The organism is Myxococcus virescens (genome assembly GCF_900101905.1).
GTDB classification, from domain to species: Bacteria; Myxococcota; Myxococcia; order Myxococcales; family Myxococcaceae; genus Myxococcus; species Myxococcus virescens.
On record NZ_FNAJ01000017.1, the window covers coordinates 126,731 to 143,652 of the forward strand.

14 protein-coding genes are annotated in these 16,922 nt (G+C 70.2%); 5 read left to right on the forward strand and 9 right to left on the reverse strand.

Going from position 1 to position 16,922, the window contains the following annotated elements; translation table 11 throughout:
* Positions 1-70 precede the first annotated feature (70 nt).
* The 4 genes from BLU09_RS32070 to BLU09_RS32085 form a co-directional block, all read right to left on the reverse strand.
* A complete protein-coding gene (locus tag BLU09_RS32070) occupies positions 71-1,915 on the reverse strand; it encodes an acyl-CoA dehydrogenase (RefSeq protein ID WP_090494308.1) in 1,845 nt (614 codons plus the stop codon).
* Between the two features lie 168 nt (positions 1,916-2,083).
* Entirely contained in the window at positions 2,084-2,755 is a 672-nt protein-coding gene (locus BLU09_RS32075) for a MaoC family dehydratase (RefSeq protein ID WP_090494310.1), read from the reverse strand.
* Positions 2,755-3,204 (reverse strand): MaoC family dehydratase N-terminal domain-containing protein, encoded by a 450-nt coding sequence (locus tag BLU09_RS32080; protein ID WP_002636736.1) that lies wholly within the window; start codon positions 3,202-3,204, stop codon positions 2,755-2,757. The genes BLU09_RS32075 and BLU09_RS32080 overlap by 1 nt, the downstream gene beginning before the upstream one ends.
* 14 nt (positions 3,205-3,218) lie before the next feature.
* A complete protein-coding gene (locus BLU09_RS32085; protein WP_090494312.1) occupies positions 3,219-4,220 on the reverse strand; it encodes an NAD(P)H-dependent amine dehydrogenase family protein in 1,002 nt (333 codons plus the stop codon).
* A gap of 237 nt (positions 4,221-4,457) precedes the next feature.
* Here BLU09_RS32085 and BLU09_RS32090 point away from each other — a divergent pair, with 237 nt between their 5' ends.
* Complete coding sequence (locus BLU09_RS32090) at positions 4,458-5,573, forward strand: HD domain-containing phosphohydrolase (RefSeq protein WP_090494314.1); 1,116 nt, start codon at positions 4,458-4,460, stop codon at positions 5,571-5,573.
* 9 nt (positions 5,574-5,582) lie between these two features.
* Here the strand turns inward: BLU09_RS32090 and BLU09_RS32095 are convergent, their stop codons facing one another.
* Positions 5,583-7,751: a peptidylprolyl isomerase gene (locus BLU09_RS32095; protein ID WP_090494316.1), complete on the reverse strand. Its 2,169-nt coding sequence runs from the start codon at positions 7,749-7,751 to the stop codon at positions 5,583-5,585.
* Positions 7,752-8,126: 375 nt separating this feature from the next.
* Here BLU09_RS32095 and BLU09_RS32100 point away from each other — a divergent pair, with 375 nt between their 5' ends.
* The 4 genes from BLU09_RS32100 to BLU09_RS32115 all read left to right on the forward strand — a co-directional run bounded on the left by BLU09_RS32100 (position 8,127) and on the right by BLU09_RS32115 (position 14,047).
* Positions 8,127-8,744, forward strand: coding sequence for a hypothetical protein (locus tag BLU09_RS32100; RefSeq protein ID WP_186817832.1), 618 nt, complete (start codon positions 8,127-8,129; stop codon positions 8,742-8,744).
* A gap of 67 nt (positions 8,745-8,811) precedes the next feature.
* Positions 8,812-9,747 carry an AAA family ATPase gene (locus tag BLU09_RS32105; RefSeq protein WP_090494318.1) on the forward strand — a complete coding sequence of 312 codons (936 nt, stop codon included), beginning with the start codon at positions 8,812-8,814 and terminating at the stop codon, positions 9,745-9,747.
* Positions 9,744-11,081: a DUF58 domain-containing protein gene (locus BLU09_RS32110; RefSeq protein WP_090494319.1), complete on the forward strand. Its 1,338-nt coding sequence runs from the start codon at positions 9,744-9,746 to the stop codon at positions 11,079-11,081. The genes BLU09_RS32105 and BLU09_RS32110 overlap by 4 nt, the downstream gene beginning before the upstream one ends.
* A gap of 200 nt (positions 11,082-11,281) precedes the next feature.
* The gene (locus BLU09_RS32115; RefSeq protein ID WP_090494321.1) at positions 11,282-14,047 is read left to right on the forward strand and encodes an SNF2-related protein; all 2,766 of its coding nucleotides are present in this window, start codon (positions 11,282-11,284) and stop codon (positions 14,045-14,047) included.
* On the opposite strand, the gene BLU09_RS32120 is transcribed toward BLU09_RS32115, so the two are convergent.
* The 4 genes from BLU09_RS32120 to BLU09_RS32135 form a co-directional block, all read right to left on the reverse strand.
* Positions 14,029-14,397 (reverse strand): Smr/MutS family protein, encoded by a 369-nt coding sequence (locus BLU09_RS32120; protein WP_090494323.1) that lies wholly within the window; start codon positions 14,395-14,397, stop codon positions 14,029-14,031. The genes BLU09_RS32115 and BLU09_RS32120 overlap by 19 nt on opposite strands.
* A complete protein-coding gene (locus BLU09_RS32125; protein ID WP_020477897.1) occupies positions 14,360-14,611 on the reverse strand; it encodes a hypothetical protein in 252 nt (83 codons plus the stop codon). The genes BLU09_RS32120 and BLU09_RS32125 overlap by 38 nt, the downstream gene beginning before the upstream one ends.
* Before the next feature lie 53 nt (positions 14,612-14,664).
* A complete protein-coding gene (locus BLU09_RS32130; protein ID WP_090494325.1) occupies positions 14,665-15,720 on the reverse strand; it encodes a DUF72 domain-containing protein in 1,056 nt (351 codons plus the stop codon).
* Between the two features lie 169 nt (positions 15,721-15,889).
* Positions 15,890-16,816: a diacylglycerol/lipid kinase family protein gene (locus BLU09_RS32135; RefSeq protein ID WP_090494327.1), complete on the reverse strand. Its 927-nt coding sequence runs from the start codon at positions 16,814-16,816 to the stop codon at positions 15,890-15,892.
* Positions 16,817-16,922: the final 106 nt, after the last annotated feature.

The window sequence follows — 16,922 nt, forward strand, 5'->3', positions numbered from 1 at the left end:
GCCACCCAGGGCAGCGAGCCCGGGTGGCCTTTGATGCTTCAGGCGCCCCGCCATTCAGCGGGGCGCGGACTCAGACGGACGCGAAGGCGGCGTCCGAGATGTCCATGGGCGAGGTGTCCTCCATGGTGAGCATCTTCGCCGCCTGCTCCACGTTGGGCAGCACGTTCCGCGCGTACCAGAGGGCGCTGTACTTCTTGCCCTCGTAGAAGGCGTGGTCCGGGTGGTCCGCGGAGACGGAGGCCTTCGCCTTCTCCGCGATGAGCGCCGCGTCCAGCAGCAGCCAGCCCACGGCGACCTCGGACATCATGTTGAGGAAGCGGTTGGCGGACAGCGGAATCAGCGGGAACTTGCTGCCGTCCTGCGACCAGCCGAACACCACCATGGCGCTGGCCATCAGGGCCTCCTGCGCCGCGGCCAGGGACTTCACGGCCTCGCCGTAGACGGCGTGCTCGCGGTGGGCCTCGATGAAGGAGCCCACGTCGCCCATGAACTGCTGGAAGTGCATGCCGCCCGCCTGGCCCATCTTCCGGCCCACCAGGTCCATGGCCTGGATGTGGGTGGTGCCCTCGTAGATGGAGAAGATCTTCGAGTCGCGGGTGTACTGCTCCACCGGGTAGTCCTGGATGTAGCCGGCGCCGCCGTAGATCTGGATGGCCTGCGCGCACAGGCGGAACGCCTGCTCGGAGCTGTAGGCCTTCACCAGCGGGGTGAGCAGCTCCACCTGGCCCTTGTGGTAGGTGGCCGCGTCGTCGTCCTTGCCGGCCAGCTGGCGCGCCTTGTCCAGGTGCATGGCCAGCTTGATGATCAGCGAGCGGATGCCCTCCACGTGCGCCTTGATGTCCAGCAGCATGCGGCGGACGTCCGGGTGCTCGATGATGGCGGCGCGGGGCGCGGTGGGGTCCTTCCACTTGGTGAAGTGGGAGCCCTGCTTGCGGTCCTTCGCGTAGTCCAGCGCGTTGTAGTACGCGGCGGACGCCAGGCCGATGCCCTGGATGCCCACGGCGATGCGCGCGCCGTTCATCATCTTGAACATCTGGCTCATGCCGACGTGCTCGACGGTGCCCACGAGCTCGCCGACACAGTTGTCGTTCTCACCAAAGTTGATGACACAGGTGGCCGAGCCGTTGATGCCCATCTTGTGCTCGATGGAGCCCACGCCCACGTCGTTGGGCTGGCCCGAGCTGCCGTCCGCGTTGATGCGCAGCTTGGGGACGATGAACAGCGACAGGCCCTTGGTGCCCGGCGACGCGCCGTCGATGCGCGCGAGCACGAGGTGGATGATGTTCTCCGCCATGTCGTGGTCGCCGCCGGAGATGAAGATCTTCGTCCCGCGGATGTTGTAGGTGCCGTCGCCGTTGCGGCGGGCCGTCGACTTGGCCGCGCCCACGTCGGAGCCGGCGTGCGGCTCGGTGAGGCACATGGTGCCGCCCCACGTGCCGTTGAGCATGCGCTCCACGAACTGTTTCTGCTGCGCGGGCGTGCCGCACTCCGCGACAACTTCCGCCGCGCCGAAGGCCAGGCCGGGGTACATGTTGAACGCCGAGTTGGCGCCCGACAGCAGCTCCTCCACCGTCACCTGGAGCATCATCGGCGAGCCCTGGCCGCCGTGCTCCGGGCTCACGCCCACCGTCTTGAAGCCCTGCTCGTAGAGCTTCTTCCACGCGTCCTTGAAGCCCGTCGGCGTGAAGACGGCGCCGTTCTCCACCCGGCAGCCCTCCCGGTCACCCACCGAGTTGAGGGGCCCGAGCACCTCGCGCGCGAAGCGGTAGGTCTCCGACAGCACCGCCTTCGCTTCGTCCGGACCCCAGGCATCGAACGGCGCCTGGCCGGCCACCTGGCCGAAGCCGAACTGCTCGAACAGCGTGAAGAAGATCTCTCGAAGGTCGGTCTTGTAGGTGTTGATCCCGGCGGACATGGCCACTCCTGCGTGACGGCTCGCTGCCCGCCCTCAGTGAAAAAGGATGAGGTCAGCGGCGCGTTGAGACGCAGGAAGTGTGGCGGCGACTGATTTTTGAGTCAACCCCGAATGACACCTCGCGTTGAGGGGCGGTCAGAACCGCCCCTCGAGACGCGGTGCGCCTGCCTACTTCTTCGCCTTCTTGGCGGAGGGAAGCGTGGCTGTCTTGGCCGCCGGCTTTTCCCTTGGAACCGTCTTCTTGGAGGTGACGCCCTCGCGGCGCTCGTCCGCCTCGTCGCCCTCCTCACTGGAAGCAGAGGCGCTGGTGGCGGAGGCGGGCGCGGCGGCGTTGGCGCTGCTCAGGCTCTCCCGAGGCACCTCCACCACGATGGGGGACTGGCCGGAGCGCTGCCGGTTCTCGTCCTCCAGCGAATAGAAGAGCTGGATCTGCGAGGAGCCCTTCATCAGCAGTTCGCCCTTCTGGTTCTCCGCCCAGAGGTCGATTTCGACGAAGTAGCGGCCCCCGGAGCCGTGCCGGTCGCTCACGCGGCCCTTGCAGACGACGGTGTCACCCGGCCACACCATCTTGATGAAGCGCACGTTGTAGCGCCGCATCTGCCCGCCCCGGGCCCAGTCACTGATGAGCTGGCCGAGCATGCCCATGACGAGCATGCCGGGCGCGTAGACGCTCGGCATGCCCACGCTCTTGGCGTAGAGCTCGTCCACGTGGACCGGGTTGAAGTCTCCGGAAGCACCGGCGTAGCGCGACAGCTGGACGCGGTCGACGGGCGCCTTGGCCAGCGCGGGCAGCTCGTCCCCGACGCGGATGGCTTCGAAGTACAACTTGCGCGCGGGCATCACGGGGTCTCCTTGGCGGCGCGGACCACCAGCGTCCGGCGGGCGCGGAACACGAGGTTGCCTTCCTCGTCACGGCCTTCATCCTCGATGACCGCGATGTCCATCTTCCCGGACATGCCCGGCCGCTCGAAGACGTCGGAGACGCGCGTGGAGACGTAGATGCGGTCCCCGGCGAAGATGGGCCGCTCGTAGTCGAAGCCCTGCTCCGCGTGGAGCAGGCTCTTGATGCCCACGCCCAGCAGCTCCCGCAGGTCCGCCGCCGAGTGGAAGGACGCGGGGAACGTGGGGGGCGCGATGATGGTGGGGTACCCCGACGCCCGGGCGTACTCCTCATCGTAGTAGATGGGGTTGTAGTCCCCGATGGCCTCCGCGAACCGACGGATGGCGCCCTTTTCGACCTCGTTCAGCGTCGGCGGCGAGGCGCGGCCGATCGCGTTCTTGTCCAGCATTTCCTCTCCTGACTCTAGCGTCCGGCCGGAAGCTCGAGCACCGTGAGGAGCCCAGCTTCGGCGGCCGTCAAGCGTGGCGCGGCATTCACCAGCGCATTCGCGGTGGCCCGGTCGCCCGCCACTCCCCCCGGGATTTCCAACACCAGCTTCGGGTCAGCGTCGATTTCGATACGGTCCTTGGGGTCATCCGCCCCCATCGCGATGGTCAGCTCCAGTCGCACCCGCTCCTGTCCGTCCTCCAACCCCACCACGGACTGGAACATGCCAGCCACCCTTCCCTTCCTGACGGGAAACGCGCCGCCGGAGATGTCCTCCTCGGCGAATACGGGGGCTACTTCTTCTTCGAAGTCGTCGCAATCCAGCCCCAGGCCGAGGGCCGCGAGCGCCGCGGACTCAACAAGGCCAACGTGGCCCAGTTGCTCACTGTCCACCAGCTCGAAGAACTCCTCCTCCGTCAGCCCCGCGCCCACAATCCGCTGCAAGGACGGGCGGCGGGTCCGCGCATCCACCACGCGGGTGACGGTGGCACGACGGACCGGACCGCACACCTGTCCGGCAACCGCCACCAGCCGGTCCAGCACGAAGCCCGGATTGACGCCGGTCCCCACCACGGCGACGCCCGCCTCCTGCGCCGCCTGGTCCAGTTCGTCCGCCAGCTCCGGATACTTCAGATACGGGAAGGCCAGCTCCTCACAGGTGCTGGCCACGGGCAGTCCCAGCTTCACCGCCTCCATCACCTGGTCGAACACCTTGGGCAGCCGCGAGCCGGTGGCATGCAGCACCACCACGCCCTTGCGCTTGCCCACGGCCTGCGCCAGCGAGGCGGAGACCTTCACACGAGGGGCGGGACCTCCCAGGACATCACCCAAGGGGCGGCCCACCAGGCCGGATTGCACGTCCACGGCCCCGATGAGCTCCACCTCAGGTGAAGACATCGCAGCCCGGGCAATTTCCTGACCGATGAACCCCAGCCCCATCACCACCACCGGCACGGGCCCTTCCGGGGCTTTTGCCATCGGAGATTGCTCCACGATTCCAAGGGGTTAGCGATACAGTCCAGCGTTGCAGCGCACCATAAATCACACCTTGGCGACCAGGCAAGCGTGACGTGGTTCTGCCTCTCTTCCTGAATGGCAGAACCTCCAAGGATTTCCATGGCTTAGAAGCCCATCACCGGCCTGGGGGGCCTTTTGGGGGCGCGTAGCGGCGTGTATAAAGCTGTACAAGCACGCTGTCCTGGAGGCACCTCGGGCATGGATCGCATCCTCGTCGTGGACGACGACGTCCTCATCCTGGCCGCCCTCTCACGCATCCTCCAGGCAGAGGGGTACGACGTCGTCACCCACAGCAACCCGGCGGCGGCCGCCCGGGAGGTCGGCTTCCAGGTCGTGCTGACGGACTTCATGATGCCGTACCTCAACGGCATCGAACTGCTCGGCGCCCTTCGGGAGAAGAACCCCAAGGCCGTGCGGCTGATGCTGACGGCGGCGGCGGACTTCCGCACCGCCTCCGAAGCGGTCAACCGCGGCGAGGTCTTCCGGCTGCTGGGCAAGCCCTGGTCACTCAGCGACCTGACGAGCAGCGTCCGGCAGGCCTTCGCGCACTACCGCCTGGTGGACGCCAACGAGCGGCTGTCGCGCGAGGTCGCGGAGAAGAACGCGGAGCTGGTGGCCATCAACCGCGACCTGGAGCGGCGGGTGGTGGAGCGCACCGCGGGGCTGCTCGACGGGCTCATCAGCGCCCTGGACTACCGCGACACGGAGACGCAGTGGCACTCGCGCCGCGTGTCGCTCTACTCCCGCCGGCTGGCCCAGGAGGTGGGGATGACGGGCGGAGCGCTGGACGTGGTGGAGCAAGGCGCGCTGCTGCACGACATCGGGAAGATTGGCGTGCGCGACTCCATCCTGCTCAAGCCCGGTCCGCTCACGCCGGAGGAATGGGTGGAGATGCGCAAGCACCCGGAGTTCGGCTACCGGATGCTGGCGAAGATGCCCTACCTGCACGAAGCGGCGCTCATCGTGCTCCAGCACCAGGAGCGCTGGGACGGCAAGGGCTATCCGCAGAACCTGGCGGGCGAGGACATCGTCCTGGGCGCGCGCATCTTCTGCCTCGCGGACACGGTGGACGCGATCACGTCCGACCGGCCCTACCGCAAGGGCCGGCCCATGAGCGTGGCGCGGGATGAAATCCGCCGCTGCGCGGGCACCCAGTTCGACCCGGCGCTGGCGGAGGCCTTCCTCAACATTCCGGAGACGGAGTGGCAGCGCATCCGCCAGGAAGTCGAGGCCTTGGAAGCGGCGGAGAACGAGCGCTGGAACAACGACCCGCTCGGTCCTCCCGCGCCCCTGGCCCGTGCCAGCGGCGCCTGAGTCAGCGCTTCAGGGCGCCAGCTCCACCGCGCGCACTTCGCGGATGACGTCCCCTTCCAAGAGGGCGTCGACCACGTCCATGCCGGACACCACCTCGCCAAAGGCCGTGTAGCGGCCATCCAGGTGTGGCTGCGGGGCGTGGGTGAAGAAGAACTGGCTGCCGCCGGTGTCCTTCCCGGCCAGGGCCATGCCCAGGGTGCCCCGGCCGTAGGGCCGACGCGTCATCTCACAGCGAATGGAGTACCCCGGCCCGCCCTCACCGTCCCCGCGCGGGTCTCCCCCCTGCGCGACGAAGTCCGGCACCACGCGGTGGAAGGTGACGCCGTTGAAGAAGCCCTTGCGCGCCAGCGCGTGGAGGTTGCCCGACGTGAGGGGCGCCTCGTCCACGTCCAGCCGCACGGTGATGTCCCCCTTGTCGGTGCGCAGCACGAGCCCCGCGCGCGCCGGAGCGGCCACGGGCCGGAAGGTGTTCGCGGGCAGCTCCACGCGCGCCGAGCGCACCCGCTGCCCCGTCAACTGCGTGAGGGCCTGCGCCGCCACGCGCCGCACGTTGGCGTGCGGGTGCATCAGCCATTCACGCAGTCGGGGCTCGGCGGCCGGGCCCTGCAGCGCCACCAGCGCGCCCGCCACCGGCTCGGCCAGGTCTCCCGGCGTCTGCGGCACACGCGCCGCCAGCGCCTCCACGGCAGGTAGCGCGGCCGCGTCCTTGAGCACACCCGCGGTCGCCGCCGCCGCGCCCGCCACCACTTCATCCTCGCCTTCGATGAGCTCGCGCACCGGCGCCGCCGCCTCGGGCACGGGCCGCGCGGACACGGCTTCCAACGCCGTCAGGCGCACGCGCGCCTCGGGGTGACGCAGGTACTTCACCGCGAAGCCCGCCCCTCCCTGCCCCTTCGACTGAGCCACCTCGCGCAGCCCCAGCGCCAACCGGCGCGCCTCGGGAACGCGTCCATAGCCGCAGCCCAGGACTTCCTTCAGCGCGCCCTCCTGCCGGTCCACCGCCGCCGCCAGCCGGCAGTCCAGCCAGGCCAGGTCCGCTCGCGCGACATCCGAGGCCGCGCCCCGCTCCGCGTCCGCCAGCGCGAGCCGCAGCGACTCCAGGACGGGACGCCCAAAGGCGGGCAGGCCCTGCTGCGCCAACGCCAGCAGCGCGTGTCCCTCCGCCGACCGCGCCAATGTCTCCACCGGCGCCTTCGCGCCCTCCGGCGCCGATGCCCCCGCCGCCGCCGGAGGCGCCATGCCCCGGGCCACGCGTCTGGCTCGCGCCGCCAAGGCCTCCAGCGCATCCACCGCGGTGCACGGTCCACTGCAAGCCGCCGCCAGCTTCGCCAGCGAGCGCGCCGCCTCCGCCGCCACACGCGGAACCGTGTCCTCCAAGAGCCGCCCGAGGACCACGGCATCCTCGGGACCACCCACGTCCCCGAAGCCCTTCGCGCACGAGGCCCGCACGTCCGCGTCCGCATCCCCCAGGCAGCGGCGCAGCGCGAGCAAGGCCTCGGGCCGCTTCACGGTGGCCAGGAAGTGAGCCCCTGCCTGACGCGCCTCCACCGGCCGCTCGGCCGCGAGCAGCGCCTCCGCTGGCGCCAGGGGCACCTGGGCAACCAGCGCCGCGCCGCGGGTGCGTGCGAGGACGCCCAACGCCTGCGTGGCCCAGGCCGCCTCCGCCCCATCCGCTTCGCGCATCCGCTCGGACAGCCACGCCACGGCCCCGGGTGTGCCGAGCCGGCCCATGGCCTCCCCCACCGCCCGCCGCACGTCCGCGTCGCGTTCCGTCCGCCCGGCTTCGAGCAGCGCCTTCTCCAACGCCGCGAGCTCGGCATCCACCAGGGGCTCCCAGGACAGGGCGAGCACGCCCGCGGCGAAGGCCGCCTCGCCACGTACCGCCGCGTCCTCATCCTTCAGCCCCGCGATGACGGTCTCCAGGGTGGCCGGGTCCTGGATTCGCGCCAACGCCCGCAGGGCCCGACCACGCACCCGGGCATCCGGTGCACGGGCCGCCAGCGACACCAGGGCCCCATTTCCCAGCGAGCGTGCGTCCTCCCACGCCTGGATGCGCTCGAGCGTCTGCGCGTCCACGGGAGGCGGCTTCACCGGCGGCACTGAACGGACGCATCCAGACAGCAGCGAGAAAGCGACGACACATGTCGACAGGGCACGGACGGAGTGCGAGCGGCGCATGGCGCGGGCCTAGGTCAATTCTCCGCGAAAATCCAGGGGTTAGGCCGCGAGGGGTTTGACACGAAAGGCCGGCGCTCCGAAGATGACACGTGGATTCTCTCCGCGGGAGCGTTGGTCCTGAACTGCCCTGGCTGCGGCTCGAAGGTAGCCGCCAACACGTCCATCTGTTCCGTCTGCGATTACATCATTGATGGCTCGTTCCTCTCGGGGGAGCCGCCGGCCGAAGAGTCTGAGGAGTCCACGGACGCGGCGGAGGACCCCCGCCGAGCCGCCAGGCCGCCTCCCCCGCGGCGCCCACGTCCGGCCCCAGGCAAGTCCGGAAGTCGGCCCGCCGCCGCGCCGCCGCCCGACTCGGACTCCACCAACATCCGGAGCATGGAGGACGTCGCCCGCAGTGCGCCGCAGCAGCGTGCGGCGCGTGCAGCGGCGCCTCGGCCCGCGCCTCGCAAGGCGCCCGCTCCCGAGCCCGCGGCCTCGGTGGACCCGTGGGACCGCTCGGACTCGTACGACCGGGGCAGCGCCGTCACCGACCCGGATGAGCTCATCCGTGACGCGAAGGAGCTGTTCGCTCAGCTCCAGGGCGGCGACAAGGTCGCGTTCTGGGGCGCGGCGGTGGTGCTGATGTCCTGCTTCATGCCGTGGAAGGAGACGGCGGTGGATGGGGACGTGCTCGGCCTGATGAGCCTGGGCGCGGGCGCCTTCATCATGTCCATCCTCCTGCTCACGGCCGTCACGGTGCGCGTCAAGGGCTCGCTCCCGAACGTGAACCCGGTGGTGCCGTGGATGGGCCAGCTCATCATCAGCATCGTGTGCCTCATCTGGTGCGTCGTGTTCATCAAGGTGTCGTCCGACACGACGATGGTGCCCACGCCCATCGGCAACTCGGAGATGATGAACTCGTCGCCCAGCTTCGGCGTCTACGTGGCCATCCTGGGCGCGGTCGCCACGCTGGGCGGCACGCTGCTGGGGCTCAAGGGCCAGTCCTCGCACTGAGCCTCCGCGCCCCGAATGAAAAAGCGCTGCCGCCCTCCGCGGCAGCGGGCTAGCGTCACCGGCCACCATGTCCGACGCCTCTCCCCTCTCCCGTCTCACCGCCGCGCTCGACGCGGCCGTCTTCGGACAGCAGCGCGTGCTGGAGGACCTGGTGACGGCCTTCCTCGCGCGCGGCCACGTGCTGCTGGAGGGCGTGCCCGGCGTGGCCAAGACGCTCACCGCGCGCAGCATGGCCGGCGCGCTGGGGCTGCTCTTCACGCGCATCCAGTTCACCCCGGACCTGATGCCGGCGGACATCCTGGGCACCAACGTCTTCCAGCCCCAGGACCACGCCTTCCGCCTCGTGAAGGGCCCCATCTTCACGGAGGTGGTGGTCGCGGACGAAATCAACCGCACCCCGCCCAAGACGCAGGCCGCGCTCCTGGAGGCCATGGAGGAGCGGCAGGTCACCATCGACGGCGTGTCCCACGCGCTGCCGCCCCACTTCTTCGTGGTGGCCACGCAGAACCCCCTGGAGCTGGAGGGCACCTACCCGCTGCCGGAGGCCCAGCTGGACCGCTTCCTCATGCGCGTACGCGTGGGCTACCCGGAGGCATCGGCGGAGACGACGATGCTCCGCGCCTTCCACCAGCGCGAAGGCAAGCCGGCCACCACCCGCCAGGTGCTGGATGCGCCCACGCTGCTGGAGCTGCAGTCGCACGCCGCCCGCGTGTCGTGTGACGACTCCATCATCCAGTACGTGGTGGCCATCGTCCGGGAGACGCGCACCAACCCGCGCGTGCGCCTGGGCGCCAGCCCCCGCTCGGCCCAGGCGCTGCTCGCGGCCTCCAAGGCCCGCGCCGCGCTGATGGGCACGGACTTCGTCACCCCGGATGACGTCAAGGCCGTCACCTTCAGCGTCCTCAACCACCGGCTGCTCCTCAAGGCCGAGGCCGAGGTGGAAGGCATCACCGCGGACGACGTGCTGAAGCAGACGCTCGAGCGGGTCCGAGTGCCCCGGTGAGCGCCGGGCGCCCCGTCCCCACCGGCCTCGCCGTGGCCCTGCTGGCGGCGGGTCTCCTCCCGGCGGCGCTCGCGGTGGCCAGCCCCGCGTTCGGCTGGCTCGCGCTGGCGACGGACGTGGCCGTGCTGGCCCTCTGCGCCGTGGACTTCCTCCGGGCCCCACGCGCCCAGAGCGTCCGCGTCTGGCGGCGCGTGGAGCCCGTCCTCTCCTCCGGCACGCGCAACGCCGTGCACGTGACGCTGGAGCGCCAGAACGCCGGCACCGCGCCGCTGCACGTGGAGGTCCGCGACGAGCCGCCCGAGGACATGGCCAGCAGCGGGCACCGGCAATCCCTCACCCTGCCCGCGGCACGGACCACGCCCCAAGAGCTCACCTACTTCGTCACGCCGCCTTCGCGGGGTGACGCCCGCTTCGGGGACGTGCACCTGCGGCTGCGAGGCCCCCTAGGCCTGTGCGCGCGACAGGTCCGCGTCCCCGCGACGATGGACGTCAAGGTGTACCCGGACCTCACCGCGCTCACCCGCGAAGCACTGGCGCTGGCCCACGCCTCGGACGCCCCTTCCGCGCGCACGCAGCGGCGGCGCGCCTCGGAGGGCCGGGAGTTCGAGTCGCTGCGCGAGTACCGCCCCGGCGACGACTACCGCCACATCGACTGGAAGGCGTCCGCGCGCCACGCCCACACCCTGGTGCGCACGTGGCAGCCGGAGCAGCACCAGCCGGTGCTCCTGCTGCTCGACTGCGGCCGGCACATGGCGGGCCGCATCCAGGAGCGGCGCAAGCTGGACCATGCGGTGGACGCGGCGCTGCGGCTGGCGCGCGTGGGCCTGGAGGCCGGTGACGTGGTCGGCGTGCTGGCGTTCGCCAGCGGCGTGCGGGCCTACCTGCCGCCACGCAAGGGCCGCGAGCACCTGCGGCTCATCACCGAATCGCTCTACCGCACCGAGGCCGCGCTCGAGGAGAGCGACTACGGCCGCGCCTTCGACTTCGCCTTCGCACGCCAGACGCGGCGCGCCCTGGTGGTGCTGTTCACGGACCTGGTGGACCCGGACGCCTCCGCCAGCCTCCTCACGCGCACGCTGGCGCTGCGCCCCCGGCACCTGCCCGTCGTCGCCTCACTGTTGGACGAGGACGTCCAGGCGGCGGCCCACGGTGTGCCCACACAGACGCAGGATGCCTACGCGCGCCAGGCCGCGGCACGGCTGGAGACGGAGTACCGGCGGACGGCCACCACCCTGCGGGACGCGGGCGCGCTGGTGATCCGAGCCCCCGCGCGCGGCTTCGGCGCGGCCACGCTCAACGCCTACCTGGACGTGAAGGCGCGCGGACTGCTCTAGGCCTCTGCGTCAAGTCCAGCGAAAGTTTTGTACGCAGTGTGCAGTCAACGTGTTTCGACGCCGCTCGCAAAGAAGCATGCCAATCGCGCGGAGGCCGATTTTTCGGCCTCGGACACGACCCCCTTTACAGATAGGCGCGCGTCAACAAAATGGCCGGTCCTCGCCCGCCGTGACGGTGGGCGACCTCGAAAACACCACGGATGGAGACGGTCTTGGCGGAGGTCGCGAGGGGATTCAGGGTGGAGGTTGAGGCGGACGCGGCGGCGGCGGCGGTGGCGGCACGGATGGAGTCCGAGTCGGCGGCGGCCCCCACGGCGTTGACGCCCTTCCATGAGCGGCTGCTGGCAGAGGAACTGCTGGCCCGCAGCGGTGACACGCAGCAACGGCTGGCGGGAGCGCTGTCGGAAGCGAAGGTGGACCTCAACCCGCACCAGGTCGAAGGCGCCATGTTCGCGCTCGACTCGCTGTCGCGCGGCGGCTGCATGCTGGGCGACGAGGTCGGCCTGGGGAAGACCATTGAGGCGGGGCTCGTCATCGCCCAGCTGATGGCCGAGGGGAAGTCGCGCATCCTCATCCTGGCGCCCGCCACGCTGCGCGCGCAGTGGAACAGCGAATTGCGGGAGAAGTTCGACCTGGACAGCGTCCTGGTGGACGGCCGCACCGTGCGCGCCACCGGGAACTGCTTCGACCAGCCCTTCCCCGTCATCTGCTCGCACCCCTTCGCGGCGAACAAGGCGCACCTGACGGCGGAGATTCCGTGGGACTTGGTGGTCATCGACGAGGCCCACCGCCTGCGCAACGCGCACCGGGCCAACAACAAGATGGGCCAGGCCCTGAAGGCGTCCCTGGCCGGCAAGCCCAAGCTGCTGCTCACCGCCACCCCGCTCCAGAATGACTTGATGGAGCTGTTCGGGCTGATGTCCCTGCTGGACGAGCAGATCCTCGGGCCCGAGCACGCCTTCCGCAGCCGCTACCGGACGGACGAGGCCGGTGGCATGCCGGAGGCCGCAGCCATCGAGCTGAAGGAGCGGCTGGCCCCCGTGGTGCAGCGCACCCTGCGCCGGCAGGTGCGCGAATACGTCCGCTACACCAACCGCCGCTCCATCGTGGAGGACTTCACCCCCTCCCCGGAGGAGCACGACCTCTACGAGAAGGTCAGCGAGTACCTCCAGCGCTCCGAGGCCGCGGCGATTGAGCCCGGCAAGAAGACGCTGCTGACGCTCTGCTACCGCAAGCTGCTGGCGTCCTCCACCTACGCCATCGCCCCCACGCTCCGCCGGCTGTCGGACAACCTGGAGAAGCGGCTCCAGGCGGCGAAGCTGGGCCAGCAGGCCCTGGCGATGTTCGAGCCCGAGGAGGCCAAGCAGTTCGTCGAGGAGGGCGAGGAGTGGTCGGACGACCCGGCCAAGGCGCCCAACGTCCGCGCGCTGGAGCAGGAGGTCTGGGAGCTGCGCCAGTACGCGGACCTGGCGGACTCCATCAAGGTCAACGCCAAGGGCGAGGCGCTCAAGCGCGGCCTGGACCGGACCTTCGCCGTGATGAAGTCGCACGGCTGGCCGGAGAAGGCGCTCATCTTCACCGAGTCCAAGCGCACGCAGCAGTACCTCTTCAACCTCCTGTCGGAGAGCGGCTACCAGGGGAAGATCTCCCTGCTGTCCGGAGACGCGGGCACGCCCGAGGACCGGCGCGCGCTGGTGGAGGAGTTCCGCCACCGCACGCAGATCCTCATCTGCACCGAGGCGGGCGCCGAGGGCCTCAACCTCCAGTTCTGCAACCTGGTGGTGAACTACGACCTGCCCTGGAACCCGCAGCGCGTGGAGCAGCGCATCGGCCGCTGCCACCGGTACGGCCAGCAGCGGGACGTGCTGGTCATCAACTTCCTCAACCGGATGAACGCGGCGGACGCCCGCCTCTTCGAGCTGCTGGAGAAGAAGCTGAACCTCTTCGACGGCGTGTTCGGCGCGTCCGACGAAATCCTGGGCGCGCTGGAGAGCGGCGTCGACTTCGAGCGGCGCGTCCTGGACATCTACCAGTCCTGCCGGAAGCCCGAGGACATCAACATCGCCTTCGACAAGCTCCGCGAGGAGTTGGAAGGCCGCATCAGCAAGCGCATGACGGAGATGCGCTCGGTGGTGCTGGAGCGGTTCGACGGCGACGTGCGGCGCCGGCTGCGCGGACAGAACGAGCAGACGAAGGAGGCCCTGGCCAAGCGTCAGCAGGAGGCCCGTGCCCTCACCGCGTCCGTGCTGGGCAGCCGCAACTCGGGGCGGCTGGAGGTGGCCAAGGCCGCCTATGCCGTCAAGGAGCGCACCCAGGACGCGGTGAGCTACCTGCAACTGGACGCGGCGGGACTGCCGTCACGGCTGGCGCGGCTCGCGGGCAGCGAGGGCTGGTGGTTCGCGTACAAGTTCGAGACGACCGGCCTCAAGCCCGAGGAGAAGCTGGCCCACCTGGTGCTCGTGCGCGACAGGGACGGCTTCCGCGCCCTGCCCATAGCGGACGGCGCGCACTTCGTGAAGCTGGCGGCGAAGCCGGAGCGGCGGCGTCAGCCCGCGCCGGTGTCCGTGCAACTGATGCAGGAGCAGGCGCTGATGGCGGCGAAGGACGAAATCGTCCGGGCTGCGGAGCGGCGCAACGCCCTGGAGCTGGACAAGGCCAAGGAGCGCGCGGACCGCTACGTCGAGGACTGCCTCATGGAGTCGCGTGAGGCCGTGGAAGCCGCGCGGCAGACGTGGATTGAAGCGCGCAAGCAGGTCGGGCTGGCCGAGGACATCGCCGACAAGGCCAAGGCCCGCGCGAACTCCGACCGGATGGAGCGCGAGTACCGTCGCAAGCTGTCCTCGCTCCGCAACGAGGAGGAGAAGCGGTACGCCTCCAAGGACCGGCAGTTGGCGGATCTGGCCAACAAGGCGAAGGTGACGGAGAAGCGCGCCCTCATCGCCTCCGCCTACTTCTGGCTGTCGTAGTCCGCTGGGCGCAGGCGCACCCACGTCGCGCCCCAACCTCCGTCCCCTTCGCCCGCGGAACGGAACGACTCCACCTCTGGCAGTCTGGGGAGCAGCGACTGCACGGTGCGCCTCAGCGCACCGGTGCCCTTGCCGTGGATGATGCGCACGTCCAGGACGCCCTTCTGCCGGCACGCCCAGAGGTACTCCACCACCAGGTCCTTCACGTCGCGCGGGTGGAAGAGGTGCAGGTCCAGGTTCCCATCGATGGGAATTTCTACAGCCTCGTCCTCGGGAGGCGGCGGCTCCGGCCCTTCGGGCGGGAGCGGCGGCTCATTCGCGTCGAGGACCGGCAGGCGCCTTCGGCTCACGCTCCCACTCCTGCTTCTCCTTCTCCGCCTGCAAGCGGCGCCGCTCGCGGGCGGCCTTGAAGCGCTCGGACAGCGATGAGACTTCGCCCTTCAGCGCGGAGAGGTTCGTGGAGATGCTGCCCGGGTCGCCTTGCTGGCGGCCGGCTGCCTGCTCGCCCTGGGCGCCTGCGCCCCCTGCGGACATCAGCTGGACCACCAGTGCCGCAACCGTCATGACTGTCATGGCCCCACAGGTAAGCAAGACGCGTGCTCAGTGGCAAGTGACACTCAGCGGGGGGCGGCCTGACGCTCGGCCTCTTCTCGCCTGCCCAGGACGACGCGCTCGGCCAGTTTGATAGCGGACAGTGGCGCGCTGCCCTCGGCCTTGTTGTTGATGGTGATGAAGGTGGGCTTGTCCCGGCGCAGCGCCGCCAGGCACACCCGGGCCAGGACATCGCGCGTGGGGACGTCCTCGTCCACCAGCTGGTTGAACGGCGCGTAACGCGCGCGCGCCTCCTCGTAGCCGAGGTCCGGCGGGAGCATCCACCGCACCACCAGCGCGCGGGCTTCGAAGGCGCGAGTGAGCTTCGCCTGCCGGCCCACGGGCGGCATGTGCGCCCACACCGCCAGCACCGGACTGACGCCCACGTCCGCCAGCGCCTGGGCCAGCCCCTCCGTGAGCAGCTCCTCGTTGCGCAGCTCCACCGCGTACAGCGGCCCCTTCGGCAGCGCGGCGAAGAAGGCATGCAGCCGCTCCACGAAGCGCGCGGGCCCGCCGAGCGCCTGCGGGTCCTGCGGCGGGAACTGGAAGACGAGCGGCCCCGCCTTCTCTCCCAGCCCCTCCACGAAGGGCATGACGACGGCCTCCGTGGCGTAGGCGGCATGGAGGAAGCGCTCGTTGATGTGTCCCCGCTGCGCGCCGTAGCGCTCGTGCAGCGGGAAGCGCGCCAGGGTGCAGACCTCATGGGCCTTCACCAGGAAGCGGAAGGTGTCCGGCACCTGGGCGGCGTACTCGGCGAAGGCGCTGGAGGCGATGGGGCCGTAGAAGGTCCGGTCGATGCCCACCGTGCGCAGCACCGGGTGGTGCGCGTAGGCGGCCAGGCCCTCCCGCGCGAGCTGCGAGGCGGAGGCCTCATGGTCATAGACGATGCCGGACCACCCCGGGAACGTCCACGAGGACGTCCCGAGGAACACGCCCTGCGGCAGCTCCCGCCCCAGCGTGGCCAGCGACTCCGGCACGGCCGCGGGCTCCACGGGCTGCGCGCCCTTGCGGGCCTTGGCGGGCGGCTCCACGGCGGCACCGGTGAAGAGGTCGAGCTGTGCGGGTCCTCGCTCTTGAGGCATGGCGCGTCTCCTGGGCCAATACAGCAGGCACCGCGGGCACGGTGCCGAGCGTCCAGCGCACCTAACGCCGGACGTCACTGGATGCAGGAGGTTGCCTCAGTCCAGCCCCACGTCCCAAGTGCCATGTCGCTCGACAGGCGACCGGGCGACGAATCGGGGCGCGTGAGCGCTACAGCACCTTGAGGCGGATGGCCCCGGGCAGCAGCGTCATGGTGCACGGGAGGCGGCCCGGCGTCTCGCCGTCCACGTCCAGGAACACGTCGCCGCCGTCCACGGGCTCGGCGCGCAGGGTGCGGCAGCGCAGGCGCCGGGTGCCCTTCCAGTTCACGTGCGAGCCGTTGTAGACGCCCTTCGACTTGAGGATGAAGTCGCTCAGGCTGTAGTTGGACCAGATGGTGACGTCGAAGAGGCCGTCGTGGGTGATGGCGTCCGGCGCGACGAACATGCCGCTGCCGAAGTAGCGGCCGTTGGCCACGGCCACCGCGGTGACGCTCACCACCTCTTCCGGGCCCCCGTCCACCGAAAGCCGCACCTGCCGCTCCGAGTACTTCACCAGCCCCTTCAGCGTGCCCCACATGAAGCTCAGGTGGCCGCCCAGGGCCTTGCTGCTCTGGTTGACCTCCTGGGCCACCACCGCGCTCACACCGAACGAGGCGATGTTGGCGAAGTAGCGCGTGGCGGGCTGGCCCGCATGGTCGATGAACTCCAGCTGGCCCACGTCGAACGGCTCTGTCGTGCCGGAGCGCAGCCGCTCCAACGACGAGGCCAGCTCCAGGTCCCACCCGAAGGTGCGCCGGAAGTCGCCACCCGTGCCCCGAGGAATCAGCCCCAGCGCCGCGTTTGGATTCAGCGCCTTGCCATCCTCGAAGAAGCCGTTGGTGACTTCGTTGAGCGTGCCGTCACCGCCCACCGCGACGATGCACTCGTACCCATCCAGGAGCGCCTGGCGGGTGATGCGCGCCGCGTCCATTCCCCCCTGGGTGAAGCCGTGGCCGAAGTCGCCCAGCGCCCTGCCGACCTGCGCGGAAATCTCCGCCCAGCGCTTTCCCGTCTGCCCGTTGGCGCTGCGCGGATTGACCACGAGGAACGTCTTCATCTGGCCTTGGCCCTCCCTGTTTACGCGGTTGCGCACCGGCACTCCACTCCGTGGCCATGTTCAGGGCACGGCGGGCCTGCCGCCACCCCGCGTCAAAAGGGGTGGC